Source organism: Telluria sp. RB2R28 (assembly GCF_059685835.1).
The window spans coordinates 1,096,925-1,122,803 of record NZ_JCASIK010000001.1 but is presented as its reverse complement, the minus strand read 5'-3'; the positions used below and the strand labels follow the sequence as shown (position 1 = coordinate 1,122,803).

Below are 25,879 nucleotides of genomic sequence, written 5' to 3'. Positions count from 1 at the left end.
TTACAGGTGCAACGCATGTTGCGGCAGGCCCGGCGCATCGGCGCGGAACGTGAACAGGCCACCGGCCAGCGGCTGCGCGAGCAGATCGGCCTCGCTCAAACCCTTGCGCGCGGTGGTGGCATACACGGTGCGCAGATCGTCGCCGCCAAAGGCCGGCTTGGTGATGTTCGCGCACGGGAAGCGCACCTCATCGACCTTGCGTCCCTGCGGATCGTAGCGGTCGATACGCCAGCCGCCGAAGACGACGACCCACAGGTGCCCTTCTGCGTCGACTGCCATGCCATCCGGATGGCCGCTGCCTTCGTGCGTGACGAACAGGCGCTTGCCGTTGATCGCGCCGTCCGCGCCCAGGTCGAAGGCGTGGATCGTGCGCGCCAGCGTGTCGGTGTGGTACAGCGTGGTCGCGTCCGGGCTGATGGCCGGACCGTTGGTGATGATGTAGCCGGCGTCCATCGCGCGTGCCGGCTGGCCGGCGCCGTCGAAGCGGTACAGCGTGCCGGTGGCCTCGCTCTCGCCATTGTCCATCGAGCCGAACCACAGGCGGCCTGCTGCATCGACGTGGCCATCGTTGAAGCGGTTGCCTGGCAGGTCGGCTTCGACGCGGGCCAGCGCGATGAACGCGCCATCGTTCTCGACGAAGCGATACAGGCCATCTTCGAGCCCGCACACCATGCCGCCATCGTCGCTCGGCGCGAGAAAGCCGATCTGCGACGGCGCATCCCAGCTCTGGCGCGCGCCGCCGTCTTCATCGCAGCAGTGAATGCGGCGGCCCTTGATGTCGACGAACCAGATCTTGCGCCGGACCGCATCCCACAAGGCGCCCTCGCCCAGCGTGGCCTTGACGTCCCACAGGCAGTGCACGGCGCCGGTCATGCGCCGTACCAGCCAGCGTCGACGAAGTATTCGCGGCCGCTGCAGCGGCGCGCGTTGTTCGAGGCCAGGAACAGCGACAGCGCTGCCACGTCCTGCATCTCGACGCGCTGCGGCAGGCACTGGCCGGCCAGGATGCGCGCTTCTTCTTCCGGCGTGTGCCACAGGGCCTGCTGGCGCGGCGTGCGCACGGCGCCGGGAATCACCGTATTGACGCGGATGTTCTCGGCGCCAAGGTCGCGCGCCAGGCCGCGGCTCATCGCTTCGATCGCCGCCTTGGCCATCATGTACAGCGACAGCTGGTTCGACGCCAGGTACCACGAGATCGAGCCGAAATTGAGGATCACGCCGCTGCCCTGGCGGCGCATCATCGCCACTGCTGCCTGGCTGCAGAAATAGGTGTGGCGCAGATTGACTGCCATCCGGCTTTCCCAGTAGTCGGGCGTGACGTCGTCGATGCCGTGGCGGTCGTCGTTGGCCGCGTTATTCAGCAGGATGTCGATACCGCCCGCTTCCGCTTCGATGGCGGCAAAGGTCGCGGCCAGCGCATCGAGGTCGGTCAGGTCGCACGGCAAAAAACGCGGCTTGTGCGCGGAACCGGCCAGCGCGTCGGCCAGCGCGGTCGATGCTTCCTTGGCGATATCGAGGAACCAGACCTGGGCGCCCTGGCCGGCAAACGCCGTCACCAGTTCGCTGCCGATGCCGGTGCCGCCACCGGTGATGACGACGCGCTTGTCGCGCAGGTCGGGATAGGTCGCGTAGACCAGTGCGGCGGGGGTGGAATCTGGTGTTGAATCGTGCATCGTGAACTCGTGGTTATCTTGAAGCGGATCGGAAAGCAAATCGTGGGGCGCGCCGTCGGGTGGGGTCATGCTGGACGGCCTGCCAGCAGTTCGCGCCGCGCCAGGTTCTGGTACAGCGCGCGCACGCCGAAGGTCCAGGGCGCGATGGTGTCGCTGCGGCCGACCGTGTTGGCCAGGGCGCCCAGCGCCGGGGTCGAGATGGTGACCTTGTCGCCCGGGTGGTGCGTGAAGCCGCCACCGGCCGCGCCGCGGTCCTTGATCGGCGAGAACATCGTCCCCAGAAACAGCATGAAGCCGTCCGGATACTGGTGGTGCGCGCCGCAGGTCTGTGCCACCAGGTCGAGCGGGTCGCGGCTGATCTCGCGCATGCGGCTCGAACCGGCCAGCGTGAAACCGTCGTCCGCACCTTCGATCAGCATGCTCACTTCGCAGCTGCGCAGCGTGTCGAGCGTGAAGTCCCCGTCGAACACGCGCACGAATGGGCCGATGGCGCACGAGCCGTTGTTGTCCTTGGCCTTGCCCAGCAGGAGCGCGCTGCGCCCTTCGATGTCGCGCAGGTTGACGTCGTTGCCCAGCGCGGCGCCAACGATCTCGGCGCGGCTGTTCACGGCCAGCACGATCTCGGGTTCCGGGTTGTTCCAGTGAGACGACGGGTGCAGGCCGACGACCGCGCCATGGCCCAGCGACGACATCGGTTGCGATTTGGTGAAGACTTCGGCGTCGGGGCCGATGCCCACTTCCATGTACTGCGACCACAGGCCGCGCGCGCTCAGCTCCGTTTTCAGGCGCATCGCGGCGCTGGACCCCGGCACCATCTCGGCCAGGTTGGTGCCGATGGTCGCCTGCAGTTCCGTGCGCAATGCAGAGGCGCGGGCAGGATCGCCCTTGGCCTGTTCTTCGATGACGCGTTCGAGCAGGCTGACGGCAAACGTCACGCCGGCGGCCTTGATGGCCTGCAGGTCGCACGGCGCCAGCAGCTGGACGCCGCCCTCGCCCAGGCCACCGTCCAGCGCCGCTTGCACCAGGCTGGCAGCATCGCCCAGATCCTCGCCCGCGGCGCTCTTGACGATCGCCAGCATGTCGGCGGCGTCGCGCTCGAACAGGTCGGCGACGGTGGCTGCGTGGTGGGTGATGTCGATGATGCGGCCGGCGCGCACGGCGACGACTGCCGGGCCGTCGATCGGCGCCGGCCGCCAGACCCGGCCAACCAGCAGGGCCGACGCAATGTCAGCGGGGAGCGCGCCGGGTAGCGCGTCAGGTAGCGCGTTGACGGAAGATGCGGTCATGTTTTCTCTCGTTCGTGGTGACGGGTCCGGGCGGGCGCGCAGACGGCTGCGAAGACGGATGCAAAGCAGCGTGGCGCGCGCGGTCGGGACAAACCGGTACTCAGGAGGTGTGACGGGAAGGCGCGCGGCGCAGTGTGGCTACAGCCACGCCGGCGGGCAGCCGGGTGTGCGGGTCTTGCATGGTCGTCTCCTGATGCTTTTTGATTATTTTAATGTGCGTCACAACAATCCTTTAACAGAATTGTTAGCGCAACCATTGCAGTCTAAACTTGTGCTCGGACGGTTGTCAACGAATTATTGGAATGCTTGCAGGAGGGCGGGAACGGCGATGGATGTGGCGTTCGCAGCCGTGCCGGGAGATGGTCCCTGCCCCGCCCGAGGCCGGGACAGACCCTTTGTCAGAGGCTCCGCGCTGCAGCAGGCAAGCGCGCCGGTGGGCGCACGCGTGGCGCGGCGTCTGACTGGCGCCGCACCAGGACAAAGTCCATGCGCGTCTGCTCCGGCTCGGCCGGCTCTTCTTCGCGCATCGCGCGCACGCGCCGCACGAGCGCCTGCACTGCTTCGCGCGCCATCTCGGCAATCGGCTGGCGCACGGTGGTCAGTTCGGGCCAGATGGTGGTGGCCAGCGCGGTATCGTCGAAACCGGTCACGGTGAGATCGCCCGGCACGTCCAGCGCCAGCCGATGGGCGACCGCAACCGTAGCGGCAGCCATATCGTCGTTGCTGGCAAAGATCGCCGTCGGCCGCTCGGCAAGCGCGAGCAACTGCTCGGCCGCGTCCAGACCCGAGCGATAGGTAAACATCCCCTGCACCACCAGTTCGTCGGCTGCGTCGGCGTTCATTTCCGCGATCGCGGCGCGGTAGCCATCGAGACGGCGCGCGCTGGCGCTCTGGTTCGGGTGGCCGACGATGAAGCCGATGCGCTGGTGACCCAGGGCGATCAGGTGGCGCGTCATGAAGTGGGCGGCATCATAGTCGTCGATGCTGACCGCGCCCAGGCCAGGCGCGGGCGAACCGCAGGCGACGACGACGGCGGGAATGCCGGCGCGTTCCACGCACCCCAGCACGGCTTCGCTGTCGCACAGCGGCGGTGGCAAGATGACGCCATCGAGGCCATTGTCGATCAGGCGCTGCGTGTGTTCGGTTTCGTGGTTGCCCGCCTCGCACTTCTCGACGAAGAGTTGGACATTGTTCAGGCCCGACTGGTTCAGCAGGCCGACGAGAAATTCGCTCAGGTAGGCGGCACTCGGGTTGCTGTACAAGAAACCGACACGGATCGGCTTGGAACCGGCCAGATTGCGCGCTTCCTGGTTCGGCGTATAGTTCAGTGCAGCGACTGCATCGGCGACCTTGCGCCGGGTGCTTTCACGCACCAGGGTTTTCCCGTTCATGACGCGCGAGACCGTCATGGCGGACACGCCGGCCAGCTTGGCGACGTCCACCATCGTTGGCTTGCCGTGTTCCATCGCTTCACGGATGCTGTCGAGCGTCACTTTACTCATGTCAGGATAGTTTTCAAGGCCAGGGAAATGGGCTTGATGTTAGCACAGCAACGCTTGGGATTGCGCTAACATCCTCCAGCTTCGGCGGGAGCCGCAACGTCGCGGCACATGACGGCAGCGCGCCGACTGGCTATAATCCCGGTCTTCGCATCGAAGGATTCCCCATGTCATTGCTAGCCCACGAGCTTGAACTGCTCTCGCCCGCCAAAACCGCCGAGATCGGACGCGAGGCGATCCTGCACGGCGCCGATGCCGTTTATATCGGCGGCCCGGCATTCGGGGCGCGGCACAATGCCAGCAACCCGCTCGAGGACATCGCCGGGCTGGTGCAGTTCGCGCACGCCTACCGGGCGCGCATCTTCGTGACGATGAACACGATCATGCACGACAGCGAACTCGAGTTGGCGCGCAAGCAGATCTGGCAGCTGTACGAGGCCGGCGTCGATGCACTGATCATCCAGGACATGGGCCTGCTTGAGCTCGACCTGCCCCCGATCCAGCTGCATGCCAGTACCCAGTGCGATATCCGTGGGCCAGAGAAAGCGAAATTCCTCGCCGACGTCGGTTTTTCGCAACTGGTGCTGGCGCGTGAACTGACGGTCGAGCAGATCCGCAAGATCCATCAGGTCACCGACACGCCGCTCGAATACTTCGTGCACGGCGCGCTGTGCGTGGCGTATTCGGGCCAGTGCTATATCTCGCACGCCGACAACGGCCGCTCGGCCAACCGGGGCGACTGCTCGCAGAATTGCCGCCTGCCCTACACGCTGAGCGATGGCCAGGGCCGCGTGGTTGCGTTCGACAAGCACCTGTTGTCGATGAAAGACAACGATCAGAGCCGCAACCTGGGCGCTCTGGTCGATGCCGGCATCCGTTCGTTCAAGATCGAAGGCCGCTACAAGGACATGGGTTACGTGAAAAACATCACGGCCCACTACCGGTTGCTGCTCGACGAACTGCTGGATCAGCGGCCGGAATTCGTGCGCGCCTCGAGCGGCCGCACGCGCGTGATGTTCACACCGGACGTCGACAAGAACTTCCACCGCGGCCATACCGAGTACTTCGCGCAGGGCCGCCTGACCGATATCGGCGCGTTCGATTCGCCGAAGTACGTGGGCGTGGAGCTGGGCATCGTGGCGCGCCTGAATGGCGACAGCTTCGATGTCGTCACCAGTGCGCCGATGGCCAACGGCGACGGCCTGAACTATATGTACAAGCGCGACACGGTCGGCATCCAGGCCAACAAGGCCGACAAGCTGGGCGACGAAGCTGACGGCCAGCGCTGGCGCGTCTATCCGAACGAACCGATGCAGACGCTGGCAGGTTTGAAGGTCGGCACCGTCATCCACCGCAACCGCGACCACGGTTGGGAAGCAACGCTCAACAAGAAATCGTCCGAGCGCAAGGTGGCGCTGGAACTGGTGCTCAGCGAACAGCCGGATGGCCTGCGCCTGGACATCATCGACGAGGACGGCATCGCGTCGCATGCAGCGGCAGCAATTGCCCTGCAGCCGGCGACGCAGGCCGCGCAGGCCGATGCGGGATTGCGCGCCAGCGTTGCCAAACTCGGCAACACCATGTTCGAAGCCGGTCACGTCGAGCTCAAGCTGAGCCAGCCTTGGTTCGTGCCGAGCGCGGCGATCAATGCGCTGCGGCGCGACGCCATCGCGGCGCACGAAGCGGCGCGCCTGGCGGCCTGCCAGCGGCCCGAGCGCAAGTCGGCGACCACGCCGCCGCCGGTGTATCCGGACGTGCAGCTGAGCTATCTGGCCAATGTCTACAACGACAAGGCACGCGCGTTTTACCAGAAGCATGGCGTGCAGCTGATCGACGCCGCCTATGAATCGCACGAAGAAGCCGGCGAAGTCTCCTTGATGATCACCAAGCACTGCCTGCGCTTCTCGTTCAACCTGTGCCCGAAACAGGCCAAGGGCGTGCAAGGCGTGCAGGGCCAGGTGAGGGCCGAGCCGATGACGCTGGTCAGCGGCGAAGACCGCTACACGCTGCGCTTTGACTGCAAGCCGTGCGAAATGCACGTGGTGGGCGCGATGCGCTCGAACATCCTGAAGCAGCCGCCACCATCGGCCGTGTCGTACACGCCGTTGACGTTCCATCGCCAGCGGCCAAGGGCCTGACCCGCAGCTGCCAGCTCTGCTGCGGCGAATGGCATCGTAGGGTGGACGGGTTCCCCGTCCACGCGTTCAACGCACTTTCGCACACCGCAGAGCGACATGGGACGGCCATCAAAACGGCGCCTGCGGGCGCCGTTATTCATTTCCGGAGGATCGTGCAATCGATGCCGAGGTTTCGGCATGGGCAACGCCACGCCCGATGTCCATACTTGCGCCACTGTCAACACACCAGGGAGCACAGCATGGAACACGCATCGAAAGTCATCCTCATCACGGGCGCCAGCAGCGGCATTGGTGAAGCCACCGCCCGTTTTCTTGCCGCGCAGGGGCACCGCGTCGTCCTTGGCGCGCGCCGTGTCGAGCAGCTGATCGCGCTGGCAAGCGCCATCCGCGCTGCAGGCGGCACTGCCGACGTCGCCCGGCTCGACGTCACCTGCATGGAAAGCATGACCGCGTTCGCCGACTTCGCGCTCGATTGCCATGGCCGGATCGATGTCCTGGTTAACAACGCGGGCGTCATGCCGCTGTCGAAGCTCGAGGCCCTGAAGATCGATGAATGGAACCAGATGATCGACGTGAACATCCGCGGCGTACTGCACGGAATCGCCGCCGTGCTGCCCGGCATGCAGGCCCGTGGCAGCGGTCAGATCATCAATATCGCGTCGATCGGCGCGTATGCGGTCAGCCCGACGGCGGCGGTGTATTGCGCCACCAAGTTTGCCGTGGCGGCGATCACCGAGGGTTTGCGGCAAGAGGTCGGCGGCGCGATCCGCGTCACGCTGGTGTCGCCTGGCGTCGTGGAGTCGGACCTGGCGGAGTCGATTTCGGATCCTGCTGCGCGCGAGGCGATGCGCGAGTTTCGCAAGGTGGCGATCAAGCCGGAGGCCATCGCGCGGGCGATCGGGTTCGCAATCGAGCAGCCCGCCGACGTGGATGTCAGCGAGCTGATCGTGCGGCCGACGGCCAGTCCTTACTGAGGCGGGTTCACCGTCGTGATCACGCCGGGATCTTGAGCCCTTTTTGCACGGACGGGCGCGCGAGGAATTTCGTGAGCGCGGCCGACACGTGCGGGAAGTCCTTGATGCCGACCAGATCCCCTGCTTCGTAGAAATTCAGCAGGCCATTGATCCAAGGGAAGATCGCGATATCGGCGATGGTGAGTTCGTCACCCGCGATCCAGGCATGCTGGGCCAACTGGCCATCGATGACGCCCAGCAGGCGGCGTGACTCGTCGGCATAACGGTCGCGGGGGCGCTTGTCCTCGATATCCTTACCAGCGAACTTGTGGAAGAAGCCCAGCTGGCCAAACATCGGCCCCACGCTGCCGATCTGGAACATCACCCACTGCATGACCTGATAGCGCGCGGCCGGGTCCTGAGGCATGAGCTTGCCAGTCTTGTCCGCGAGGTAGATCAGGATGGCGCCCGACTCGAACAGCGGCAGCGGCTGGCCGCCGGGACCGTCCGGATCGATGATCGCCGGGATCTTGTTGTTCGGGTTGAGCGACAGGAACGCCGGCGAATGCTGGTCGTCCTTGGCGAAGTCGACCTTGTGCACTTCGTACGGCAGGTCGATCTCTTCCAGCATGATCGGAATCTTGACGCCGTTGGGCGTCGGCATCGAATACAGCTGCAGCCGGTCCGGATGTTGCGCCGGCCATTGCTGCGCGACGGGGAATGCGGAGAGATCGGTCATGGTGATGGCGCCCGCCCGATCAGCCGAACAGCTTGGCAGCGGTCTCGGCGATCAGCTTGCCCTGGTGGCGCGCGCCGCCCAGGTCGATCTCGCTCGGCTGACGTTCACCCTTGCCGCCGGCAATCGTCGTCGCGCCATACGGGCTGCCGCCGGCGACTTCGTCGAGCGTCATCTGCTGCTGGTAGCTGTATGGCAGGCCGACGATGGTCAGGCCAAGGTTCATCAGATTCGTGATGATCGAAAACAGTGTGGTCTCCTGGCCGCCGTGCTGGGTGGCGGTGGAGGTGAAAGCGCCGCCGACTTTGCCGTTCAGGGCGCCGCGTGCCCACAGGCCGCCGGTCTGGTCGAGGAAGGCCGCCATCTGGCTCGGCATGCGGCCGTAGCGCGTCGGCGCGCCGATGATGATCGCGTCGTAGTGCTCCAGCTCATCCACTTTCGCGATCGGCGCAGCCTGCTCCAGCTTGAAGTGGCCGTTCTTGGCGATGTCTTCGGGGACGGTTTCAGGGACGCGTTTCACGTCGACCGTTGCACCGGCGCCGCGCGCACCTTCGGCCACTGCATTGGCCATCGTTTCAATATGACCGTAGGTCGAGTAATACAGAACCAGTACTTTTGCCATGGACTTCTCCGATAGGTGAAAACAGAAAAGCCATTGTAGCGAGATCGGCAAAGGTGCCGGTTTCGCTACAATGGCTTGTCGTGTTGTCTAAGTATCGGCGCAAGGCGGCGTTAGACCCGCGCGCGTCAGATCCAGTAGATGAATGCAGCCAGTGCGATGACCAGCGCCACACGCGTGATGTTGTACGCGGTCTTGTTCCACGCCTTGAAGCGGCGGCGGTACTGGCCCATGTAGAACGAAATGCGGAACAGCTTGCTGACCAGGCCGACCTGGTCTCCTGTTTCGTTGGGCGATGCGGCGGCGGTCATCAGGTTGCGGCCGAGCCAGCGGTTCACGCTCTGCATCCAGCGATAGCGCATCGGGCGCTCGACGTCGCAGAACAGGATGATGCGGTCGCTGTCGCTGCCGTTGATCGCCCAGTGAATATAGGTTTCGTCAAACACGACGCCCTGGCCATCGCGCCAGCTGTGGCGCTCGCCATCGACTTCGATGAAGCAACGGTCATCGTTCGGCGTGGCCAGACCCAGGTGATAGCGCATCGAACCGGCGAAGGGATCGCGGTGCGGATTCAGTTTGCCGCCGGGTGGCAGCTCGGCGAACATCGCAGCCTTGACGGACGGGATCGACTGCAGCAATGCATAGGTTTGCGGACACAGACGCTCGGCCGACGGGTGGCTCGCGTCGTACCATTTCAGGTAGAAACGCTTCCAGCCATTCTTGAAGAACGAGTTAAAGCCGGCATCGTCATTCTGCTCGGCAGCCTTGATCTTCTTGAGCGCGAGCATGCTCTCGGCTTCGGCGCGGATGATCGGCCAGTTTTCTTGCAGGCGGGCCAGTTCGGGGAATTCGGAGAGTGGCGTAAACGGCGTATTGGGTACGCGCGAGAACTTGTGCATGAAGATATTGATCGGCGCCATGAACGACGAGTGATCAAAAATCTGGCGACGAAACGGTAAACGGACTCGGCCGCGGAAATGGATGTGCAGGATCGATAACACGTAAAAACCGACGACAACCCACTTCATACCATCCTCCGTCCCAGTCCATCGCGTGGCTGGCTTGCTTGATCAAGGACGCAGAATACCACAACGGCTATGGGGCCGTTGCGGGCGGGCCAGGTTCTCAGGGAGAGATGCTGACGCATCGGCAAGGCGCGAATTGCGCGCTTGCCGATGAAGAGATGTTGGCGGGCTTGACCGCCCGCCAGGGAAATCCTAGTGCGTCACCGACGTGATCGCATACCCTTTTTCGGCGATCTGGTCGCTCAGGTGTTCAATGTCGAAATCCTTGATGGCATCGGCATTGTCTTCCACCTCGTAGCCCTGGGCTTGGACTTCCCAGTCGGTGTTGGTGGCTTCTTCAGGAATGCTCTTCGATTCCGGCACGGCCAGGTACGAAAACTTGCCATCATGTTCAGCTCGGCGGTAGATATCCAGGCGCATATTATTTCCTCTATTCAATGTTTGCTTTCGAATGAAAGCGAGCATGTTCACAGTAGAAGATCACGCTCGAAGCGTCTGTTAATTGCCCAACACTCAGTCATGCCATAACGTTATCAGTGGCCCGGGCGCTGTCCCAGCACCCTCGCCGGCAGCATGACAATGCCTTTGAGCAGACTGAACACGGCATCAACGCCAATTCCCAGCAACCTGAACGGCAGCAGCAATAACCACACAACGGGATACGCCAGCAGCGCCAGCAACGCGATCGGCCAGCACACCATCAATAGCAGCACCCACACCAGAAAACTCAGCATATCGCCTCCACGTTGAACGAGAAAGCAATATACCCGCCAGCACATTCAGACGGCCATCCCGATCCGACGCACGGTCATTTCCCCGGCACGAACAGTCAGCTACCCCGATAAGCGGTCAAGGCAATAGCCATAAGGCTCAATCTAAACAATTAGGGTCAGTGTCGAATTATTGAGCAACTGATTTACTGAAGTTGTCAAACAATTCGACACTGACCCTATATGTTCATCGAGCAATGACCCATCAATTGGGGTCAGAGTCGAATTATTGAGCAACTGACTTACTGAAGTTGTCAAACAATTCGACACTGACCCTATTTGGGGGTTAGGCGTATTCGGGGATTTGTTCGGCGATGGACTGGGTGACGACGTCGGCCTGGATCGAGGCTTGCAGGGACGGGATGGAGCCGCCGGCGCGGTAGGCGAAGGACAGGCGGAGCAGGTCGCCGGGTTTGACGGTGATAGGCGTGTAGAGCGGCAGCGTCATGTAATGGTTCAGCCAGTCGATTGTCGTGGCTTGCTCTTGTACGATGGCCAGCACGTTTTTCGTTACGAAGCGCATGGCGTTCAGGGTGCCGGATTGTTCGATCAGGACCGAGCCCTCCCAGGCGATCAGGCTGTCGACCGGTTGGCCGAAGTCGATGATGCTGTAGACGGCGGGCTGCGACAGCTCGATGGTGCCGGGTTGGACGACGCCGGTTTCCTGGAACTGGACGATCGGGGCGTAGAAGCCGTCGAAATCGTATTCCTGCTGGAGCGGCTGGACGGCCATGATCACGGCTTCCGGCATGAACAGCGGGAGCGGGCCGCCGAATTTGGCCAGGTAGCGGCGCTTGAACGATTCGATCACTTCGACCTGTTTTTCACGCAGCATGCCGACGTGGATCATTTCGCAGATCACGACATCGACCGGCTCCGGTGGCAGGTAGTCGAATGCGTCGGCGTGGACGACTTCGACCTTATGGCCGTTCGGGTTCATCGCCAGGAAGCGGCGGGCTTCACGCACCATGTCCGGGTTGTATTCGACGCAATAGACTTTCGACGCTTTCTGCGCCGCGAAGAACGACAGCACGCCGGTGCCGCCGCCCAGTTCCAGCACCTTGGCGCCGGGGAAGACCGAGTAGTGGATGGCGGACTTGAAGCTGTGCATCCGGTTCTGGTCCATCAGCATATTGTGATGGTAGTGGACTGGAATGAACTGCCCCAGGTAGCAGCTTTCGATTTCGCGTTCGTTCAGCATGATTATCCTCGTCGTCCTGTGTAGTGGGACCGTAGGACTATTATGGATACTATTTCCTGCGCGCAATCTGTCGAGGTGAGGGGCAAATAACGCCCAATTCAATCCACACGAAGTTCGCCGGCCATCAGCGGCCGGACAGCAGCCCGGCCACCTTGTCGTGCCCGGCCTGCTTTGCCAGCTGGGCGGCGGTGAAACCTTCGGTGTTCTTCAGGCCCGCATTCGCGCCTTTACTCAGCAGCAGGCGCACGATCCCATCCTGCCCCTCGCGCGCCGCCATCATCAATGGCGTCATGGCGCCGGACGGTCGTGGCGACAGTGCATCGAGCTTCGCGCCACGCTCGATCAGCCGTTGCGCGATCGCGGCGTCGCCGCTGGCAGCCGCGTAATGCAGCGCCGTCCAGCCGGGCTGGTTGACCTTTGCACCCTTGTCCAGCAGCGCGCGCACGGTGTCGCCATCGCGCTTGAACGCCGCCATCATCAGTGCCGTGTTGCCGTTGACCGCCTTGCGTTCCAGGTCCGTGCCCGGATGCGCCAGCAAATCCTGCACGACGGCCGTCGAGCCTTCGCGGATCGCCAGCACCAGCGCCGGCTCGCCGCCCAGCGGATTGAGTTCGTTGGCGTTGACGACCGTCCCGACCATCTTGCGCACGGTACTCGCATCGTCCATCTGCACGGCGCGGAAGAACGACGACACCTGCTTGTCAGTCGGCGGTTCTGCCGCAAAAGCAGCGGCACCGACGGCCAGCCCGCCCAGCACACCCGCCGCGCCCAGGCGCGCCATCCAACGAACGATTTGCATGCGTCAGCTCCTGGCTGTCTGGAACAGGTTGAAGAAGTTCTCGCTCGTCTGCGCCGCGACGTCGCGCAGCGACACGCCCTTGAGCGTGGCGATGTACTCCGCCACGTGCGCCACATACCCCGGCTCATTCATGCGGCCACGGAACGGCACCGGCGCCAGATACGGCGAATCGGTCTCGATCAGCATGCGCTCGAGCGGCACGGCCAGCGCAACGGCCTGCAAATCCTTGGCGCTCTTGAACGTGACGATCCCCGAGAACGAGATATAGAAGCCCTGCTCCATGGCCGCCTGCGCCACCTCGAGCGACTCGGTAAAGCAATGCATCACGCCCGCCACGCCACCGGCGTCGGTGCCGGCGCACTCTTCCTTCATCAGGCGGATCGTGTCTTCGCTGGCGGCGCGCGTATGGATGATCAGCGGCTTGCGGGTCTCGCGCGAGGCGCGGATGTGCACGCGAAAGCGCTCGCGCTGCCAGTCGAGGTCGCCCTTGAGGCGGTAGTAATCCAGGCCCGTCTCGCCGATGGCGACGATCTTCGGATGGTCCGCCAGGTCGACCAGCTGCTGCACGGTCGGCTCAGGGGTGTCCTCATAGTCGGGATGCACACCGACCGATGCGAAGATATGGGGATACTGCTCGGCCAGCGCGAGCACGTGCGGAAAGTCCGGCAGATCGACCGACACGCACAAGGCATGCGTGACCTGGTTCTCGGCCATCTTGGCCAGCACCTCGGGCATGCGGGCGGCCAGTTCCGGAAAATTGATGTGGCAGTGGGAATCGATAAACATCCTGCCATTGTACGCGAGGCGCCCTGCCGCAGCACGGGCGCCACGGTCACAACTCAAGCCACGCGCTTGCCCAGGATGATCAGGTCGCGCTCGATCCCATCGAGGTTCGCCACGCGCGGGAAGTTGGCCCAGGTCTCGAACCCGTATTTACCAAACAGCGCCAGGCTCGGCGCATTGTGGCCGAAGATGAAGCCCAGCAGCGTGTGCACCTTGACCTCGGGCGCGAACGCAATCGCCAGCTGCAGGCAATAGCGCCCCAGGCCCCGGCCACGGGCGCTTTCGGCGATATAGATCGACACTTCGGCCGTGCCCGAATACGCCGGCCGGCCATAGAAGTTGGAGTACGACAGCCAGCCGATCACCGCTGGCGCTTCGCTCGTATCGAGTGCATCGTGGATCACCCACAGCGGGCGCCGGTCGGGCGTGTGCTCGTTGAACCAGGCTTCGCGCGACTGCACCGACACCGGTTCGGTATCGGCCGTTACGTCGCGCGACGCGATGGTGGAATTGTAGATATCGACGATGACCGGCAGGTCGTCGCGTCGTGCCAGGCGATGGACGTAGGAAGGCATGCAGCAGGAATGGGTTAGTTACAGAATTTGGTTAGTTACAAAGTGTGGGTGGCGCGCGAAGAGCGCAGCGCGGCGCCGAGGATTTCTTCGATGCGCTGGCGGGCGCGCTGGCCCGATTCGTCGGCCGGGAAATGCACGCCGATCCCTTGCGCCTTGTTGTTGTTGGCGCCCGCCGGCGTGATCCAGGCGACGGTGCCGGCAATCGGGTATTTGTTGGTGTCGTCCATCAGCGCCAGAATCAGGTAGATCTCGTCGCCGATCTGGTACGGCTTGGTGGTCGGGACGAACATGCCGCCATTGCGCAGGAACGGCATGTAGGCTGCATAGAGCGCTGCCTTTTCCTTGATCGCCAGCGACAGCACGGACGGCCGCGGGGCCTGGGCTGCGGTGGCATCTGGCAGATTGGCGCTCATCGTGGTCCTCTCATGTACAGCAGCCAGTGTACTCAAGCAGCATGTCCTCGACAAATAATTTTGCCGACAGCGGATGATCGGCCACCCCGCGCCGTTCGTTCATGGCCTTGATCGCGCGCAGCAGGTTGTTCGTCTGCGCCCTGCCGGCCAGCGCCGCCAGCTCTTTCTGATAGCGCGGGTAGTAACGGATCTTGCCCGACAATTTGTACGAGAATACATCGTACAGCCAGCGCTGGGTCCACGCCACCAATGCCGGCAGCTCGGCCTTGGCCAGCTTGTCGGCCGCCCGCAGCGCCGCATCCGGCGCCGGTCGCGCCAGAAACGCGAGCAGCACGTCGAGTTCTTCACGGCTGCCGTGCGCCGACGCGGCCAGCGCCGCGAGTGGCGCCCCGCCCTGCTCGCGCAGCCAGCTGTCGGCATCCGGCACGCTTTGCGCGTTGAGCCACGCCAGCGCATCGTCGTGCGATGGCATCGGCAGCGCGAACTTGCGGCAGCGTGACAGGATCGTCGGCAGCAGCCGGTCCAGGCTATTGGACGACAGCAGGAACACGGTGCCCGGTGGCGGTTCTTCCAGCGTCTTGAGCAGCGCGTTCGACGCCGGCGTATTCAGTGCCTCGGCCGGATACAGCACCACGACGCGCAAACCCTGGCGGTGCGTCGAGATATTCATGAAATCGGCCAGGGCCCGGATCTGCTCGATCTTGATCTCTTTCGACGGCGCCTTGGTCGATTTCGATTTACGATCGCCGTCGCCTTCTTCGTCGCCCGCGCCCGGTTCGTCCTCGAGTGCTTCGGGCCGCACGCGGCGGTAATCGGGATGGTTATGCTGGGTGAACCAGCCGCACGACGCGCACACGCCGCACGCCTGGCCGTCAGGCCGGGCGTTCTCGCACAGCAGCGCCTGGGCAAACGCTTCGATGAAGTCGGCCTTGCCGGTGCCGGCCGGGCCGTGGAACAGGATCGCGTGCGGCATGCGCGCGCGCAGCGCCTGCAATTGCGTCCAGGCTGCGCCCTGCCATGGATACATCGTCACAGCAGGCGCTCCAGGACAGCCGCTAGTTCGCGCTGGATCGCCTCGATGCTGCGCGTCGAATCGACGACCACGAAGCGCCCCGGGAACTGCGCTGCGCGGCGCAGGTACTCGGCGCGGCACCGGCCAAAGAACTCGGCCTGCTCGCGCTCGAACTTGTCGAGCGTGCGCGAAGCCGCAAGCCGCTCGCGCGCCACCTCGAGCGGCACGTCGAACAGCAGCGTCAGGTCAGGCTGCAGCGCTGGATGCACCCACGCCTCGAGCGCTTCCATCTTCTCGCGCGACAGGCCCCGACCACCGCTCTGGTAGGCGAAACTGGCATCGGTAAACCGGTCCGACAGCACCCAGTGGCCCATCTCCAGCTGCGGCGCGATCACCTGCGCGATATGCTCGCGGCGGCTGGCGAACATCAGGAGCGCCTCGGTCTCGAGATGCATCGTTTCGTGCAGCAGCACGTCGCGCAGCTTTTCGCCCAGCGGCGTGCCGCCCGGCTCGCGCGAGGCCACCACGGTCTTGCCGCGGCCCGCAAGAAAATCGGTGACGAAACCGATATGGGTCGATTTTCCGGCGCCGTCGATGCCTTCGAACGTGATGAACTTGCCCTGCATGGAACAACTTTCTGTCATTGGGTGGTGATCCCGCGCTGGTAGCGATTCACGGCGCGGTTATGGTCCGGCAGATTGCTGGAGAACTGACTGGTGCCGTCGCCGCGCGAGACGAAATACAGCGCTGGCGTGTCGGCCGGCGCGAGCGCTGCCTGCAGCGATTGCAGCCCGGGCAGCGAGATCGGCGTGGGCGGCAAGCCGCCGCGCGTATAGGTATTGTACGGCGTGTCGGTCAACAGGTCCTTCTTGGCGATCTTGCCGACGAACGCGTCGCCCATGCCATAGATGACGGTCGGATCGGTCTGCAGCAGCATGCCGGTGCGCAGGCGGTTGACGAACACGCCGGCGATCATCGTGCGCTCGCTCTTCTGCCCCGTTTCCTTCTCGACGATCGAGGCCATGATCAGCGCCTCGTACGGCGTCTTGTACGGCAGTTCCTTGTTGCGCTTTTCCCAGGCTTCGTTCAGGTGAGCCAGCATGGCCTGGTGCGCGCGGCGGTAGATCTCGATCTCGGACGAGCCCTTCGCGAACAGATAGGTATCGGGGAAGAACAGGCCTTCCGGATCCTTGTACTCGGTCGAGATCTTCGCCATCAGTTCGGCGTCGGTCAGCTTGACCGTATCGTGCTTCAGGCGCGTGTGGCTGCTGATCGCCTGGCGCATCTGCTTGAAGCTCCAGCCTTCGATGATCGTCACGGCTTCTTGCGCGAACTCGCCGCGCACCAGTTGCGTCAGCAGGCGGCGCGGCGACGTGTTCGGCTTGAGTTCATAACTGCCGGCCTTGATGCGGCCCGCATCACCCGTCAGGCGCGCCAGCAGCACGAACAGCGTCGGGTTGACGGGCACGCCGGCGGCGGCCATCTGCTGCGCGCTGGCAGCCACACCACTGCCGGGATTGATCGAAAATTCAATCGGCGCGCCGGGGACGGGCAAGACCTGCTTGGTCCACCAGGCAAAGCCGCTGGCGGCGGCGACGGAAACGATGACGCCGGTAACGAGTAATTTTTTTATCAGTGCCATGTCTTTGCGCGGTCAACGTGCGAAATGGACCGCGCCCGGCGCGATTTTCCACACAACTCTATAATGAGGCCGTAATGATAAAGCCTAATTGCCTAAATATAAGCGGATTTTGATGACGACCCAGACAGACATCCAGAACACGCCTTCGCCAGCACCTGACCATGACCAACCTGGCATGCATACAGAGGTTGCAGACACGGGCCCGCAGCTCACGCTCGACAATGTCGCCGCCGGCTTCATCGCGACGGTACGCGACCAGGGCCTGATCGCCGTGAATGGTGACGACGCTGCGAAATTCCTGCACACGCAACTGACCAACGACGTCGAGCACCTGACGGCGACGGACGTGCGCTTCGCGGGCTTTTGCACGCCGAAGGGCCGCCTGCAGGCGAGCTTCCTGATGTGGCGCAACAATGATGCCGTCTACCTGCAACTGCCGCGCGCCATCCAGGCGCCGCTGCAGAAACGGCTGTCGATGTTCGTCATGCGTTCCAAGGCCAAACTCGTCGATGCAACCGATGCGGCGCCGTTCGCCACGGTGCTCGGCCTGGGCGGCGCGCGCGCACAAGCGGCGCTCGGCCAGATCGTGCCGACGCTGCCGGCCACGCCGATGACCAAGACCGATGGCGCGTTCGGCACCGTGCTGCGCCTGAACGATGCGTTCGGCGCGCCGCGCTACTTGTGGCTCACGTCGGCCGAGACGGCCAGCGCTGCGCTGTCAGCGCTGGGCACGCAGCTCGCCGTCGGCGGCGACCAGGCCTGGCAACTGGCGACGATCCACGCGGCCGAGCCGCAGGTCGGCCCCGCCACGCAGGAACAGTTCGTCCCGCAGATGATCAATCTCGAACTGCTCGGCGGCGTCAATTTCAAGAAAGGCTGCTATCCGGGCCAGGAAATCGTCGCGCGCACCAAGTACCTCGGCAAGATCAAGCGCCGCGCGGCGCTGGCCCGTATTGACGACGCGGGCGCACGCGCCGGCGACGAAGTCTTTTCGCTGCTCGATCCGAGCCAGCCATGCGGCATGGTTGTCAACGTCGCGCCCAACGGCATGGGCGGCGTCGACGCGCTGGTCGAAATCAAGCTGGCGCAGCTGACGGAAGAAGTGCGCCTGGGTTCGGCCACCGGCGCACGCGTGAGCTTTTTGCCGATGCCGTACAGCCTCGACGCGATCGACGACTGACGATGGCCGACCTGTCCGTCTCCGACCTGTACGTGTATTACAAGGTGCGCGACGCCGACACCGCGCAACTGGCCCCGCTGGTGCGCGCGATGCAGGCGGCCCTCGTCGCCAGCGAAGGCGTGAGCGTACAGCTCAAGCGCCGGCCAGGCAATCACGATGGCCTGCAAACCTGGATGGAAGTCTACCCGTCCGTCCCCTTTGGCTTTGACGCCGCGCTCGCGCGCGCCGTCGACGAAGCCGGATTCGAATCCCTGCTGGCCGGCCCGCGCCGTGTCGAAGTCTTTACGGAGTTGCCGCCATGTGCCTGATCGTCTTTGCATGGCACGTCGTCCCTGGCGTGCCCGTCATCGCCGCCGCCAACCGCGATGAATTCTATGACCGCCCGGCCCTGCCCGCAGCACCCTGGCCCGAGCATCCGCACGTGATCGCCGGACGCGACCTGCAAGGCGGCGGCAGCTGGATGGGCGTGTCACTCACGGGCGCCAACGGCCCGCGCTTTGCCGCGTTGACCAATATCCGCAGCCCGGGCGAACGTCAGCCCGACGCGCCGACACGCGGCGCGCTGGTGGCCGACTACCTGGCCGGTGACCTCGATGCGGGCGCCTACGTCGCGCAGCTCGCGGCGCAGCCGGACCACTACAACGGCTACAACCTGGTACTGGGCGATGCCGAGAGCCTGTACTGGTACTCGAACCGCGGCCAGCATGATCCACGTAACGGCCAGCCGCTCGAGCGCGGCCGGATCTACGGCATCTCGAACGGTCTGCTCGACGCGCCGTGGCCAAAGGTGCTGCGCACGAAAGCGCAGTTCGCGAGCCTCTTGTGCCAGGGCGCGCCGGAAGACGCGTACTTTGAAATGCTGGCCGACACGACGCGCGCACCCGATCTGCGCCTGCCGGAAACGGGTGTGCCGCTCGAAATGGAGCGGATGCTGTCGTCGGTCTGCATCGAGTCCGAGGAATACGGCACGCGCACGTCGACGGTGGTCAAGCTGTACCTGAACGGCGCGCCCGACCTGCACGAGCGCGTCGTGGTGCCGGGCGAGCAAGCCGCAGCTTGATGCGGTAGAGGGGCGGCCGCTCAGCGCCGTCCCTTGAGTCCGGTTTTCAGGATATCCCGTAGATGCGGCGTGGCCGCATATGGATCGGGCGGCTGCCGGCCATGCACCAGCGCATCCGCATGCTCGGCGACGGTGCCCAGCGCCTGCGGATGCGAGAACACATAAAAGCGCTCGGCGCGGATAGCATCGAACGTCAGTTGCGCAACCTGCGCCGCGGACACCTTGCCCGACCCCACAGCTTTTTCGGTCAACGCCTGCGCCGCCATCTGGCTGGCCGTCATGATCTCGTCGGTGCGCAGTTCGTCCGGCCGGTGCCGGTGCGACTGGGCGATCTGCGTCGGGATGAAGTACGGGCACAGCACTGACGTGCCGATCGGCGCATCAACGAGCTTGAGGTCGTGATACAGCGTTTCGGTCAACGCCACCACCGCATGCTTGGACACGTTGTACAGGCCCAGCGCCGGTGAATTGATCAAGCCCGCCATCGACGCCGTGTTGACGACATAGCCCCGGTACGCGGGATCCTTCGCCGCACATTCGAGCATCACGGGGATGAACGCGCGCACGCCGTTGACGACGCCGTACAGGTTGACGCCCAGCACCCACTCCCAGTCTTCCTTCGAATTTTCCCAGATCAGGCCACCAGCGCCAACGCCCGCATTGTTGAACACCAGGTGCACCGCGCCAAAGCGCGCCATCGCCGAATCGGCCAGCTCCTGCACGTGCGCGCTCTTGCGCACATCGCACACCATCGCAATGACTTGGGCGCCGCCGTCCATCAATTCCTCGGCAGCTTTCTCGAGTGGCTTGCGCTGCACGTCGCCCAGCACCAGCTTCATGCCCAGGCTGGCGGCCATGGCGGCAAACTCGCGGCCCATGCCACTGGCCGCGCCCGTGATGACCGCGACCTTGCCTTTGAAATCATCCATCGTCTTGTCCTTTGACCGTGCGGTCAGACAGCGGTGACGCCGCCATCGACCGCCAGTATTTGTCCCGTGATGTGCTTGCCGGCGTCGGAAGCGAACAGCACCACCGCACCTTTCAGGTCTTCGTCGTCGCCCAGCCGTCCCAGCGGCGCTGCAGCTGCCAGGCCTTCGGCGCCATAAGCGGCCAGCACGCCTTTCGTCATCTTCGATGGGAAGAAGCCCGGCGCGATCGCATTGACCGTGATGCCATGGCGGCCCCATTCGCCGGCCAGCGTGCGCGTGAAGTTGATGACCGCACCCTTGGACGTGTTGTAGGCAATGGTCTGCATCGCGTCTGGCGGATTGCCCGACAGGCCGGCAATCGACGCAATATTGACGATGCGCCCGTAGCGGCGCGGGATCATCGACAGCTTGCCGACCGCCTGCGAAACGAGAAATACCGAGCGCACGTTCAGATTCATGACCTTGTCCCACGCTTCGAGCGGATAATCCTCTGCCGGCGCGCCCCAGGTAGCGCCGGCATTGTTGATCAGGATATCGACGTGGCCCAGGCGTGCGAGCGCCGTCTCGACCAGGCTTGTCGCGTGAGCCGGGTCGGACAGGTCGCCGGCAAAGCAGCTCGCCTCGATCCCCAGGCCGTGCAGCCAGGCGACGGCGGCGTCGAGTTCTTCCTGCTTGCGCGAGGTGAGGATCAGGCGTGCGCCCTGCTCGCCCAGCGCCTGCGCCATCTGCAGGCCGAGGCCGCGCGAGCCGCCGGTGACAATGGCGGTCTTGCCCTTCAGTGAAAACAGTTCCTGCGTGGTTCGCATACGGCCTCCGGTCAGAACGGCGTGGTCAGACTTCGTAATCCATGCACTGGCGAGCTTCGCGGATCGCGCCGATGAAGGGCACCACGGCCTGGTGCACCGGGTGCGCGATATACGCCGCCAGCGCAGCGCGGTCGGCGAATTCGGAATACAGCACGATATCGTAGGTCGCTTCGAGGTCGGGCTGCGCCAGCGTGACTTCGAACGTGATGATGCCGGGGACGATCGCGGCGCATTCGTCGAGCCGGCGTTTCATTTCGCGTGCATTGGTCGCGCGGTCTGCGCCTTCGGCTTCTTCCTTCAGCTTCCACATGACGATGTGCTTGATCATTCGCGCTCCTGTTGTAGGCGTTTTGGGCAGCGTCGCGTGCCCCTCGCAACCAGTATAGCGAGCGCACGACCGTTCGCCAAAACCATACGAAAAACATATTTACAGACGGTGTTCCTGGCCACCCATTTTGCAAGATTCGCGTAAGGTTCGAGGCGCACATTGGGTTGGCTGACCAACAATCAGCATTTCCGCTTAAACACAAAACAATGAACGGAGACCACCCATGGCCATCACACCCGGCAACACTGTCGGCGCCGTACCACCCACCACCACCACCGCCGGCCTGACCAAGGAAGAGCGCAAGGTCATTGCTGCTTCCTCGCTCGGCACCGTGTTCGAATGGTACGATTTTTACCTGTACGGCTCGCTCGCCACGATCATCGCCAAGCAGTTCTTCATTGGCGACCCCAACACCACCTTCATCTTTGCGCTGCTGGCCTTTGCCGCCGGCTTCATCGTGCGGCCGTTCGGTGCACTCGTGTTCGGCCGCCTGGGCGACATGATCGGCCGCAAGTACACGTTCCTGATCACGATCCTGCTGATGGGCGCATCGACCTTCCTCGTCGGCATCCTGCCCAGTTACGCGCAGATCGGCATCGCCGCACCGATCATCCTCGTCACGCTGCGCATCCTGCAGGGCCTGGCGCTGGGCGGCGAGTACGGCGGCGCGGCGACCTACGTGGCCGAGCATGCGCCGCACGGCAAGCGCGGCCTGTTCACGGCGTTCATCCAGACCACTGCGACGATCGGCCTGTTCCTGTCGCTGCTGGTCATCCTCGGTACCCGCACGCTGATCGGTGAAGAAGAATTCCAGGCCTGGGGCTGGCGCATTCCGTTCCTGATCTCGGTCGTGCTGCTGGGGATTTCGGTCTGGATCCGGCTGTCGATGAACGAGTCGCCGGCGTTTGCCAAGATGAAGGCGGAAGGCAAGACGTCGAAGGCGCCGCTGTCGGAAGCGTTCCTGAAACCGAAGAACGCCAAGATCGCCCTGCTGGCGCTGGTCGGTCTGACGATGGGCCAGGCCGTGGTCTGGTACACGGGCCAGTTCTACGCGCTGTTCTTCCTGACCAAGACGCTCAAGATTGCCGACCCGACGGCCAACATCCTGATCGCGATCGCCCTGCTGCTGGCCACGCCGTTCTTCATCATCTTTGGCGCGCTGTCGGACAAGATCGGCCGCAAGTGGATCATCCTGGGCGGCTGCGCGATTGCAGCGGCGACCTACTTCCCGATCTTCAAGGCCATCACGCACTACGGCAATCCGGCACTGGAAACGGCGCTGCGCACCGCGCCCGTGTTCGTCGTGGCCGACCCGGCCACCTGCAGCTTCCAGATCGACGCAACGGGCACCCGCAAGTTCCCGTCATCGTGCGACATCGCCACGCGCATGCTGACGGCCGCCTCGGTCAGCTACAACCGGATCGACGCGCCAGCCGGCACCGTCGCCACGATCAAGGTCGGCACGACCGAGTTCAAGTCGTTCAACGCCGTCATGACGCCGGATAACCTGAACTTCGACGATGCCTCGAAGGCCAGCGAAGCGGCGCTCAAGAAAGAGGTCAACGGGGCACTGGCCAGCGCGGGTTATCCGGAGAAAGCCGATCCGGCCGCGATCAACAAGCCGATGCTGGTCGTGCTGCTGTTCATCCTCGTGCTGTACGTGACGATGGTGTATGGCCCGATCGCGGCGATGCTGGTCGAGATGTTCCCGACCCGGATCCGCTACACGTCAATGTCGCTGCCGTATCACATCGGCAATGGCTGGTTCGGCGGGCTGTTGCCGACGACCGCCTTTGCGCTGGTGGCGTTCAAGGGTGATATCTATTACGGCCTGTGGTACCCGATCATCATCGCCATGACCACGTTCGTGATCGGTGCGCTGTTCGTGCGGGAGACCAAGGACAACAATATTTACGCGAACGACTAGTAATTTTGTTGTGTGCTCGATGCGTGGAAGGCGGCGCCGTCCACGCATCAAGCCGTTTTATGTTCAGGCGTTGAACGCGCCATTCGCCGCGGCCAGCCGCACCAGCAGCGGCGCCGGCGTCCACGCCTCCCCATTGCGCCCGCGCGCAAAGCCCTCGATTGCTGCAAGCACGGCCGGCAAGCCCACCATGTCGGCATACAGCATCGGTCCGCCACGGTGCAGCGGGAAACCGTAGCCACTCAGGTAGACCATGTCGATGTCGGACGCCCGCAGTGCGATGCCTTCTTCGAGGATTTTGGCGCCCTCGTTGACCAGCGCATACACGAGCCGCTCGACGATTTCAGCGTCCGCAATCGCGCGGCGCGCGACACCGATCTCGCCCGAGTACTGCGTCACCATCGCGTCGACGGTGCCTGAGGGCGTGGCCGCCCGCGCGCCCGCCTGGTAGTCATACCAGCCGGCGCCGGTCTTTTGCCCGAAGCGGCCCTGTTCACACAACAGGTCCGGCAGCTTCGAATACGCAAAGTCTGGTGACTCGATCGCACGCCGCTTGCGGATATGCCAGCCGATGTCGTTGCCGGCCAGGTCGCTCATCCGGAACGGCCCCATCGCAAAGCCGAACGCCTCGATCGCGCGGTCGACCTGTTCCGGCAGCGCGCCTTCTTCCAGCAGGTCGTACGCCTGGCGCAGATACTGCTCGAGCATGCGGTTGCCGATGAACCCATCGCAGACGCCGGAGACCACACCCGTTTTTTTGAGTTTTTTCGCCAGCGCCAGCGCGGTGACCAGCACATCGGCCCCGGTCTGTGCGCCGCGCACGATCTCGAGCAGCTTCATCACATGCGCGGGGCTGAAGAAATGCAGGCCGATCACGTCCTGCGGCCGGCCCGTGAATGCGGCAATCCGATTCACGTCGAGCGACGATGTGTTGGTAGCCAGGATCGCGCCCGGCTTCATCAGTTTGTCGAGCTCGCGGAACACCAGCTCCTTGACGTCCATGTCCTCGAATACCGCTTCGACGACGATGTCGGCCTGCGCCAGCGCGTCATACGACAGCGTGCCGGTGATGGAGGCCATGCGCTGCGCCAGCTTGTCGGCCGTGAGCTTGCCCTTGGCGACGCTGCGTTCGTACACGGCGCGGATGCCGGCCAGGCCCTTGTCGAGCGCGTCCTGCTTCGTCTCGAGGATGGTCACCGGGATGCCGGCATTGGCAAAGTTCATCGCGATGCCGGCGCCCATCGTGCCGGCGCCCACCACGGCCGCACTGGTGATGGGACGTGGCCTCGTGTCAGGAGGCACGCCCGGCACCTTGCCGGCGGCGCGCTCGGCAAAGAATGCATGACGCAGCGCCTTCGATTCGGGCGTCGTGGTCAGGTGCATGAAGCGTTCGCGCTCGAACTGCAAGCCGGCCTCGAACGAATCGGCGGTGACCGACGCGGCCACCGTTTCGACGCACTCGCGCGGCGCCGGGAATGGCCCCGCCGTCGCATCGACGCGCGCACGGGCCTCAGCCAGAAAGCCGGCGGCGTCCGGGTGGTCAACCGCGCGGTCGCGCACTTTGGGCAGCGGCCGGACAGCGGCAATGGATTCGGCAAACGCGACGGCGGCCGGCAGCAGATCGACGTCCGCATCAAATACGCGGTCGAACAGCGCCGTGCCGGTCAGCTTGTCGGATAACACCGGCGCGCCAGTGAGGATCATGTCGAGGGCTTTTTCCAGGCCCAGCACGCGCGGCAGGCGCTGCGTGCCGCCCGCGCCGGGCAGCAGGCCAAGCTTGACCTCGGGCAGCGCAATCTGCGCGCCGGGCGCCGCGACGCGGTAGTGGCAGCCCAGCGCCAGCTCAAGTCCGCCGCCCATGCACACGCTATGAATGGCAGCAACGACCGGCTTGGCAGCGCCTTCGGCAGTGGCGATCAGCGTGTGCAGCGTCGGCCCGGTGAGCGCTTTAGGGGACGTGAATTCACGGATGTCGGCGCCGCCCGAGAATGCCTTGCCGGCGCCGGTGATCACGATGGCCGTGACCGCCGGGTCGGCTTCGGCTTGCCGGATGCCGGCAACGGCTACCGTGCGGGTGGCCAGGCCAAGGCCGTTGACGGGGGGATTGTTCAGCGTGATGACGGCAACGCTGCCGTGCACCTGGTAGTCGGCGCTCATGTCGATTTCGTCTCCTGAAAGTGGGAATGACCGAGCCGCCAACTATACCGCAAATAAACGAACGAACGTGTTATTCGGGCAAGCCAGGATGGTGATTACCCGTTCAGAATTGGCCGCGCTGGCTCGCCTCGGCAATCTTCTTGTCGGTCTTGTACTCGTTCAGCGCGTACACGGCCCAGATCGCGGCAGGCAGCCAGCCGACCAGCGTGATTTGCAGAATCAGGCAAATGACGCCGGCAATAGGACGACCGATCGTGAAGAACGTCAGCCACGGGAAAATGAGGGCGATAAGCAGGCGCATGGGAATTCCTGTGAGTAGAAGATTGTTAAAAGTGACACAACTTTACCCGCCCGCCCCAAACTGCGTCGCA

General features: G+C 64.1%; 28 protein-coding genes. 6 read left to right on the top strand and 22 right to left on the bottom strand.

Going from position 1 to position 25,879, the window contains the following annotated elements:
* The 4 genes from AC56LV_RS05040 to AC56LV_RS05025 all read right to left on the bottom strand — a co-directional run bounded on the left by AC56LV_RS05040 (position 1) and on the right by AC56LV_RS05025 (position 4,461).
* Positions 1-873, bottom strand: coding sequence for an SMP-30/gluconolactonase/LRE family protein (locus tag AC56LV_RS05040; RefSeq protein ID WP_499556312.1), 873 nt, complete (start codon positions 871-873; stop codon positions 1-3).
* The gene (gene xylB / locus AC56LV_RS05035; RefSeq protein ID WP_308638191.1) at positions 870-1,673 is read right to left on the bottom strand and encodes a D-xylose 1-dehydrogenase; all 804 of its coding nucleotides are present in this window, start codon (positions 1,671-1,673) and stop codon (positions 870-872) included. The genes AC56LV_RS05040 and xylB overlap by 4 nt, the downstream gene beginning before the upstream one ends.
* Positions 1,674-1,738: 65 nt before the next feature.
* A complete protein-coding gene (locus AC56LV_RS05030) occupies positions 1,739-2,959 on the bottom strand; it encodes a fumarylacetoacetate hydrolase family protein (protein WP_499556311.1) in 1,221 nt (406 codons plus the stop codon).
* 398 nt (positions 2,960-3,357) lie between these two features.
* The gene (locus AC56LV_RS05025) at positions 3,358-4,461 is read right to left on the bottom strand and encodes a LacI family DNA-binding transcriptional regulator (RefSeq protein ID WP_499556310.1); all 1,104 of its coding nucleotides are present in this window, start codon (positions 4,459-4,461) and stop codon (positions 3,358-3,360) included.
* A 164-nt stretch (positions 4,462-4,625) separates the two neighbouring features.
* Here AC56LV_RS05025 and AC56LV_RS05020 point away from each other — a divergent pair, with 164 nt between their 5' ends.
* Both AC56LV_RS05020 and AC56LV_RS05015 read left to right on the top strand, forming a co-directional pair.
* Positions 4,626-6,596 (top strand): peptidase U32 family protein, encoded by a 1,971-nt coding sequence (locus AC56LV_RS05020; RefSeq protein WP_499556309.1) that lies wholly within the window; start codon positions 4,626-4,628, stop codon positions 6,594-6,596.
* Positions 6,597-6,835: 239 nt separating this feature from the next.
* The gene (locus AC56LV_RS05015) at positions 6,836-7,570 is read left to right on the top strand and encodes an SDR family oxidoreductase (protein ID WP_499556308.1); all 735 of its coding nucleotides are present in this window, start codon (positions 6,836-6,838) and stop codon (positions 7,568-7,570) included.
* Positions 7,571-7,589: 19 nt separating this feature from the next.
* Here the strand turns inward: AC56LV_RS05015 and AC56LV_RS05010 are convergent, their stop codons facing one another.
* From AC56LV_RS05010 to mltG, 13 genes are all read right to left on the bottom strand, one after another.
* Positions 7,590-8,288 (bottom strand): glutathione binding-like protein, encoded by a 699-nt coding sequence (locus AC56LV_RS05010; RefSeq protein ID WP_499556307.1) that lies wholly within the window; start codon positions 8,286-8,288, stop codon positions 7,590-7,592.
* 19 nt (positions 8,289-8,307) lie between these two features.
* Positions 8,308-8,907 (bottom strand): NAD(P)H:quinone oxidoreductase, encoded by a 600-nt coding sequence (wrbA, locus tag AC56LV_RS05005; protein ID WP_499454467.1) that lies wholly within the window; start codon positions 8,905-8,907, stop codon positions 8,308-8,310.
* A gap of 125 nt (positions 8,908-9,032) precedes the next feature.
* Positions 9,033-9,932, bottom strand: coding sequence for a lipid A hydroxylase LpxO (gene lpxO / locus AC56LV_RS05000; protein WP_332532131.1), 900 nt, complete (start codon positions 9,930-9,932; stop codon positions 9,033-9,035).
* Between the two features lie 189 nt (positions 9,933-10,121).
* Positions 10,122-10,349 (bottom strand): DUF6139 family protein, encoded by a 228-nt coding sequence (locus AC56LV_RS04995; protein WP_183552258.1) that lies wholly within the window; start codon positions 10,347-10,349, stop codon positions 10,122-10,124.
* A 113-nt stretch (positions 10,350-10,462) separates the two neighbouring features.
* Positions 10,463-10,663: a hypothetical protein gene (locus AC56LV_RS04990; RefSeq protein ID WP_499556306.1), complete on the bottom strand. Its 201-nt coding sequence runs from the start codon at positions 10,661-10,663 to the stop codon at positions 10,463-10,465.
* A 322-nt stretch (positions 10,664-10,985) separates the two neighbouring features.
* Positions 10,986-11,900, bottom strand: coding sequence for a class I SAM-dependent methyltransferase (locus AC56LV_RS04985; protein ID WP_499556305.1), 915 nt, complete (start codon positions 11,898-11,900; stop codon positions 10,986-10,988).
* A 124-nt stretch (positions 11,901-12,024) separates the two neighbouring features.
* Entirely contained in the window at positions 12,025-12,699 is a 675-nt protein-coding gene (locus AC56LV_RS04980) for an ankyrin repeat domain-containing protein (RefSeq protein WP_499556304.1), read from the bottom strand.
* Between the two features lie 3 nt (positions 12,700-12,702).
* On the bottom strand, positions 12,703-13,485 hold the full coding sequence (locus AC56LV_RS04975) for a TatD family hydrolase (protein WP_499556303.1): 783 nt from the start codon (positions 13,483-13,485) through the stop codon (positions 12,703-12,705).
* Between the two features lie 53 nt (positions 13,486-13,538).
* Positions 13,539-14,057: a GNAT family N-acetyltransferase gene (locus tag AC56LV_RS04970; RefSeq protein WP_499556302.1), complete on the bottom strand. Its 519-nt coding sequence runs from the start codon at positions 14,055-14,057 to the stop codon at positions 13,539-13,541.
* A gap of 35 nt (positions 14,058-14,092) precedes the next feature.
* On the bottom strand, positions 14,093-14,470 hold the full coding sequence (locus tag AC56LV_RS04965) for a PilZ domain-containing protein (protein WP_499556301.1): 378 nt from the start codon (positions 14,468-14,470) through the stop codon (positions 14,093-14,095).
* Between the two features lie 10 nt (positions 14,471-14,480).
* On the bottom strand, positions 14,481-15,497 hold the full coding sequence (locus tag AC56LV_RS04960; RefSeq protein ID WP_499556781.1) for a DNA polymerase III subunit delta': 1,017 nt from the start codon (positions 15,495-15,497) through the stop codon (positions 14,481-14,483).
* Between the two features lie 2 nt (positions 15,498-15,499).
* Positions 15,500-16,126: a dTMP kinase gene (tmk, locus tag AC56LV_RS04955; protein WP_499556300.1), complete on the bottom strand. Its 627-nt coding sequence runs from the start codon at positions 16,124-16,126 to the stop codon at positions 15,500-15,502.
* Complete coding sequence (gene mltG / locus AC56LV_RS04950; RefSeq protein WP_499556299.1) at positions 16,123-17,124, bottom strand: endolytic transglycosylase MltG; 1,002 nt, start codon at positions 17,122-17,124, stop codon at positions 16,123-16,125. Before mltG ends, tmk begins: the two co-directional genes overlap by 4 nt.
* A 175-nt stretch (positions 17,125-17,299) precedes the next feature.
* Between mltG and ygfZ the strand changes: the two genes are divergently transcribed.
* The 3 genes from ygfZ to AC56LV_RS04935 are packed head-to-tail and all read left to right on the top strand — an operon-like array spanning position 17,300 to position 19,364.
* Positions 17,300-18,304, top strand: coding sequence for a CAF17-like 4Fe-4S cluster assembly/insertion protein YgfZ (gene ygfZ, locus AC56LV_RS04945; protein WP_499556298.1), 1,005 nt, complete (start codon positions 17,300-17,302; stop codon positions 18,302-18,304).
* A gap of 2 nt (positions 18,305-18,306) precedes the next feature.
* Positions 18,307-18,612: a DUF4936 family protein gene (locus AC56LV_RS04940; protein WP_499556297.1), complete on the top strand. Its 306-nt coding sequence runs from the start codon at positions 18,307-18,309 to the stop codon at positions 18,610-18,612.
* Positions 18,603-19,364: an NRDE family protein gene (locus AC56LV_RS04935; protein WP_499556296.1), complete on the top strand. Its 762-nt coding sequence runs from the start codon at positions 18,603-18,605 to the stop codon at positions 19,362-19,364. Before AC56LV_RS04940 ends, AC56LV_RS04935 begins: the two co-directional genes overlap by 10 nt.
* Positions 19,365-19,384: 20 nt before the next feature.
* Here the strand turns inward: AC56LV_RS04935 and AC56LV_RS04930 are convergent, their stop codons facing one another.
* Genes AC56LV_RS04930 through AC56LV_RS04920 form a run of 3 tightly spaced genes read right to left on the bottom strand, consistent with a single transcriptional unit; the run spans position 19,385 to position 21,427 of the window.
* Positions 19,385-20,293, bottom strand: a complete 909-nt coding sequence (locus AC56LV_RS04930; RefSeq protein ID WP_499556295.1) for an SDR family oxidoreductase — start codon at positions 20,291-20,293, stop codon at positions 19,385-19,387.
* A gap of 23 nt (positions 20,294-20,316) precedes the next feature.
* Positions 20,317-21,099 (bottom strand): SDR family oxidoreductase, encoded by a 783-nt coding sequence (locus AC56LV_RS04925; protein WP_499556294.1) that lies wholly within the window; start codon positions 21,097-21,099, stop codon positions 20,317-20,319.
* A gap of 25 nt (positions 21,100-21,124) precedes the next feature.
* Positions 21,125-21,427 carry a Dabb family protein gene (locus AC56LV_RS04920; RefSeq protein WP_499556293.1) on the bottom strand — a complete coding sequence of 101 codons (303 nt, stop codon included), beginning with the start codon at positions 21,425-21,427 and terminating at the stop codon, positions 21,125-21,127.
* 223 nt (positions 21,428-21,650) lie between these two features.
* On the opposite strand from AC56LV_RS04920, the gene AC56LV_RS04915 reads away from it, so the two are divergent.
* Complete coding sequence (locus tag AC56LV_RS04915) at positions 21,651-23,354, top strand: MFS transporter (protein ID WP_499556292.1); 1,704 nt, start codon at positions 21,651-21,653, stop codon at positions 23,352-23,354.
* 63 nt (positions 23,355-23,417) lie between these two features.
* On the opposite strand, the gene AC56LV_RS04910 is transcribed toward AC56LV_RS04915, so the two are convergent.
* Positions 23,418-25,508 carry a 3-hydroxyacyl-CoA dehydrogenase NAD-binding domain-containing protein gene (locus AC56LV_RS04910; RefSeq protein WP_499556291.1) on the bottom strand — a complete coding sequence of 697 codons (2,091 nt, stop codon included), beginning with the start codon at positions 25,506-25,508 and terminating at the stop codon, positions 23,418-23,420.
* A gap of 103 nt (positions 25,509-25,611) precedes the next feature.
* Positions 25,612-25,809 (bottom strand): YqaE/Pmp3 family membrane protein, encoded by a 198-nt coding sequence (locus AC56LV_RS04905; protein WP_258834116.1) that lies wholly within the window; start codon positions 25,807-25,809, stop codon positions 25,612-25,614.
* Positions 25,810-25,879: the final 70 nt, after the last annotated feature.

Coding starts and splice junctions, on each gene's coding strand:
- AC56LV_RS05040 (WP_499556312.1), bottom strand. CDS start 873: ATGACCGGCGCCGTGCACTGCCTGTGGGACGTCAAGGCCACGCTGGGC.
- xylB (WP_308638191.1), bottom strand. CDS start 1,673: ATGCACGATTCAACACCAGATTCCACCCCCGCCGCACTGGTCTACGCG.
- AC56LV_RS05030 (WP_499556311.1), bottom strand. CDS start 2,959: ATGACCGCATCTTCCGTCAACGCGCTACCTGACGCGCTACCCGGCGCG.
- AC56LV_RS05025 (WP_499556310.1), bottom strand. CDS start 4,461: ATGAGTAAAGTGACGCTCGACAGCATCCGTGAAGCGATGGAACACGGC.
- AC56LV_RS05020 (WP_499556309.1), top strand. CDS start 4,626: ATGTCATTGCTAGCCCACGAGCTTGAACTGCTCTCGCCCGCCAAAACC.
- AC56LV_RS05015 (WP_499556308.1), top strand. CDS start 6,836: ATGGAACACGCATCGAAAGTCATCCTCATCACGGGCGCCAGCAGCGGC.
- AC56LV_RS05010 (WP_499556307.1), bottom strand. CDS start 8,288: ATGACCGATCTCTCCGCATTCCCCGTCGCGCAGCAATGGCCGGCGCAA.
- wrbA (WP_499454467.1), bottom strand. CDS start 8,907: ATGGCAAAAGTACTGGTTCTGTATTACTCGACCTACGGTCATATTGAA.
- lpxO (WP_332532131.1), bottom strand. CDS start 9,932: ATGAAGTGGGTTGTCGTCGGTTTTTACGTGTTATCGATCCTGCACATC.
- AC56LV_RS04995 (WP_183552258.1), bottom strand. CDS start 10,349: ATGCGCCTGGATATCTACCGCCGAGCTGAACATGATGGCAAGTTTTCG.
- AC56LV_RS04990 (WP_499556306.1), bottom strand. CDS start 10,663: ATGCTGAGTTTTCTGGTGTGGGTGCTGCTATTGATGGTGTGCTGGCCG.
- AC56LV_RS04985 (WP_499556305.1), bottom strand. CDS start 11,900: ATGCTGAACGAACGCGAAATCGAAAGCTGCTACCTGGGGCAGTTCATT.
- AC56LV_RS04980 (WP_499556304.1), bottom strand. CDS start 12,699: ATGCAAATCGTTCGTTGGATGGCGCGCCTGGGCGCGGCGGGTGTGCTG.
- AC56LV_RS04975 (WP_499556303.1), bottom strand. CDS start 13,485: ATGTTTATCGATTCCCACTGCCACATCAATTTTCCGGAACTGGCCGCC.
- AC56LV_RS04970 (WP_499556302.1), bottom strand. CDS start 14,057: ATGCCTTCCTACGTCCATCGCCTGGCACGACGCGACGACCTGCCGGTC.
- AC56LV_RS04965 (WP_499556301.1), bottom strand. CDS start 14,470: ATGAGCGCCAATCTGCCAGATGCCACCGCAGCCCAGGCCCCGCGGCCG.
- AC56LV_RS04960 (WP_499556781.1), bottom strand. CDS start 15,497: ATGTATCCATGGCAGGGCGCAGCCTGGACGCAATTGCAGGCGCTGCGC.
- tmk (WP_499556300.1), bottom strand. CDS start 16,126: ATGACAGAAAGTTGTTCCATGCAGGGCAAGTTCATCACGTTCGAAGGC.
- mltG (WP_499556299.1), bottom strand. CDS start 17,124: ATGGCACTGATAAAAAAATTACTCGTTACCGGCGTCATCGTTTCCGTC.
- ygfZ (WP_499556298.1), top strand. CDS start 17,300: ATGCATACAGAGGTTGCAGACACGGGCCCGCAGCTCACGCTCGACAAT.
- AC56LV_RS04940 (WP_499556297.1), top strand. CDS start 18,307: ATGGCCGACCTGTCCGTCTCCGACCTGTACGTGTATTACAAGGTGCGC.
- AC56LV_RS04935 (WP_499556296.1), top strand. CDS start 18,603: ATGTGCCTGATCGTCTTTGCATGGCACGTCGTCCCTGGCGTGCCCGTC.
- AC56LV_RS04930 (WP_499556295.1), bottom strand. CDS start 20,293: ATGGATGATTTCAAAGGCAAGGTCGCGGTCATCACGGGCGCGGCCAGT.
- AC56LV_RS04925 (WP_499556294.1), bottom strand. CDS start 21,099: ATGCGAACCACGCAGGAACTGTTTTCACTGAAGGGCAAGACCGCCATT.
- AC56LV_RS04920 (WP_499556293.1), bottom strand. CDS start 21,427: ATGATCAAGCACATCGTCATGTGGAAGCTGAAGGAAGAAGCCGAAGGC.
- AC56LV_RS04915 (WP_499556292.1), top strand. CDS start 21,651: ATGGCCATCACACCCGGCAACACTGTCGGCGCCGTACCACCCACCACC.
- AC56LV_RS04910 (WP_499556291.1), bottom strand. CDS start 25,508: ATGAGCGCCGACTACCAGGTGCACGGCAGCGTTGCCGTCATCACGCTG.
- AC56LV_RS04905 (WP_258834116.1), bottom strand. CDS start 25,809: ATGCGCCTGCTTATCGCCCTCATTTTCCCGTGGCTGACGTTCTTCACG.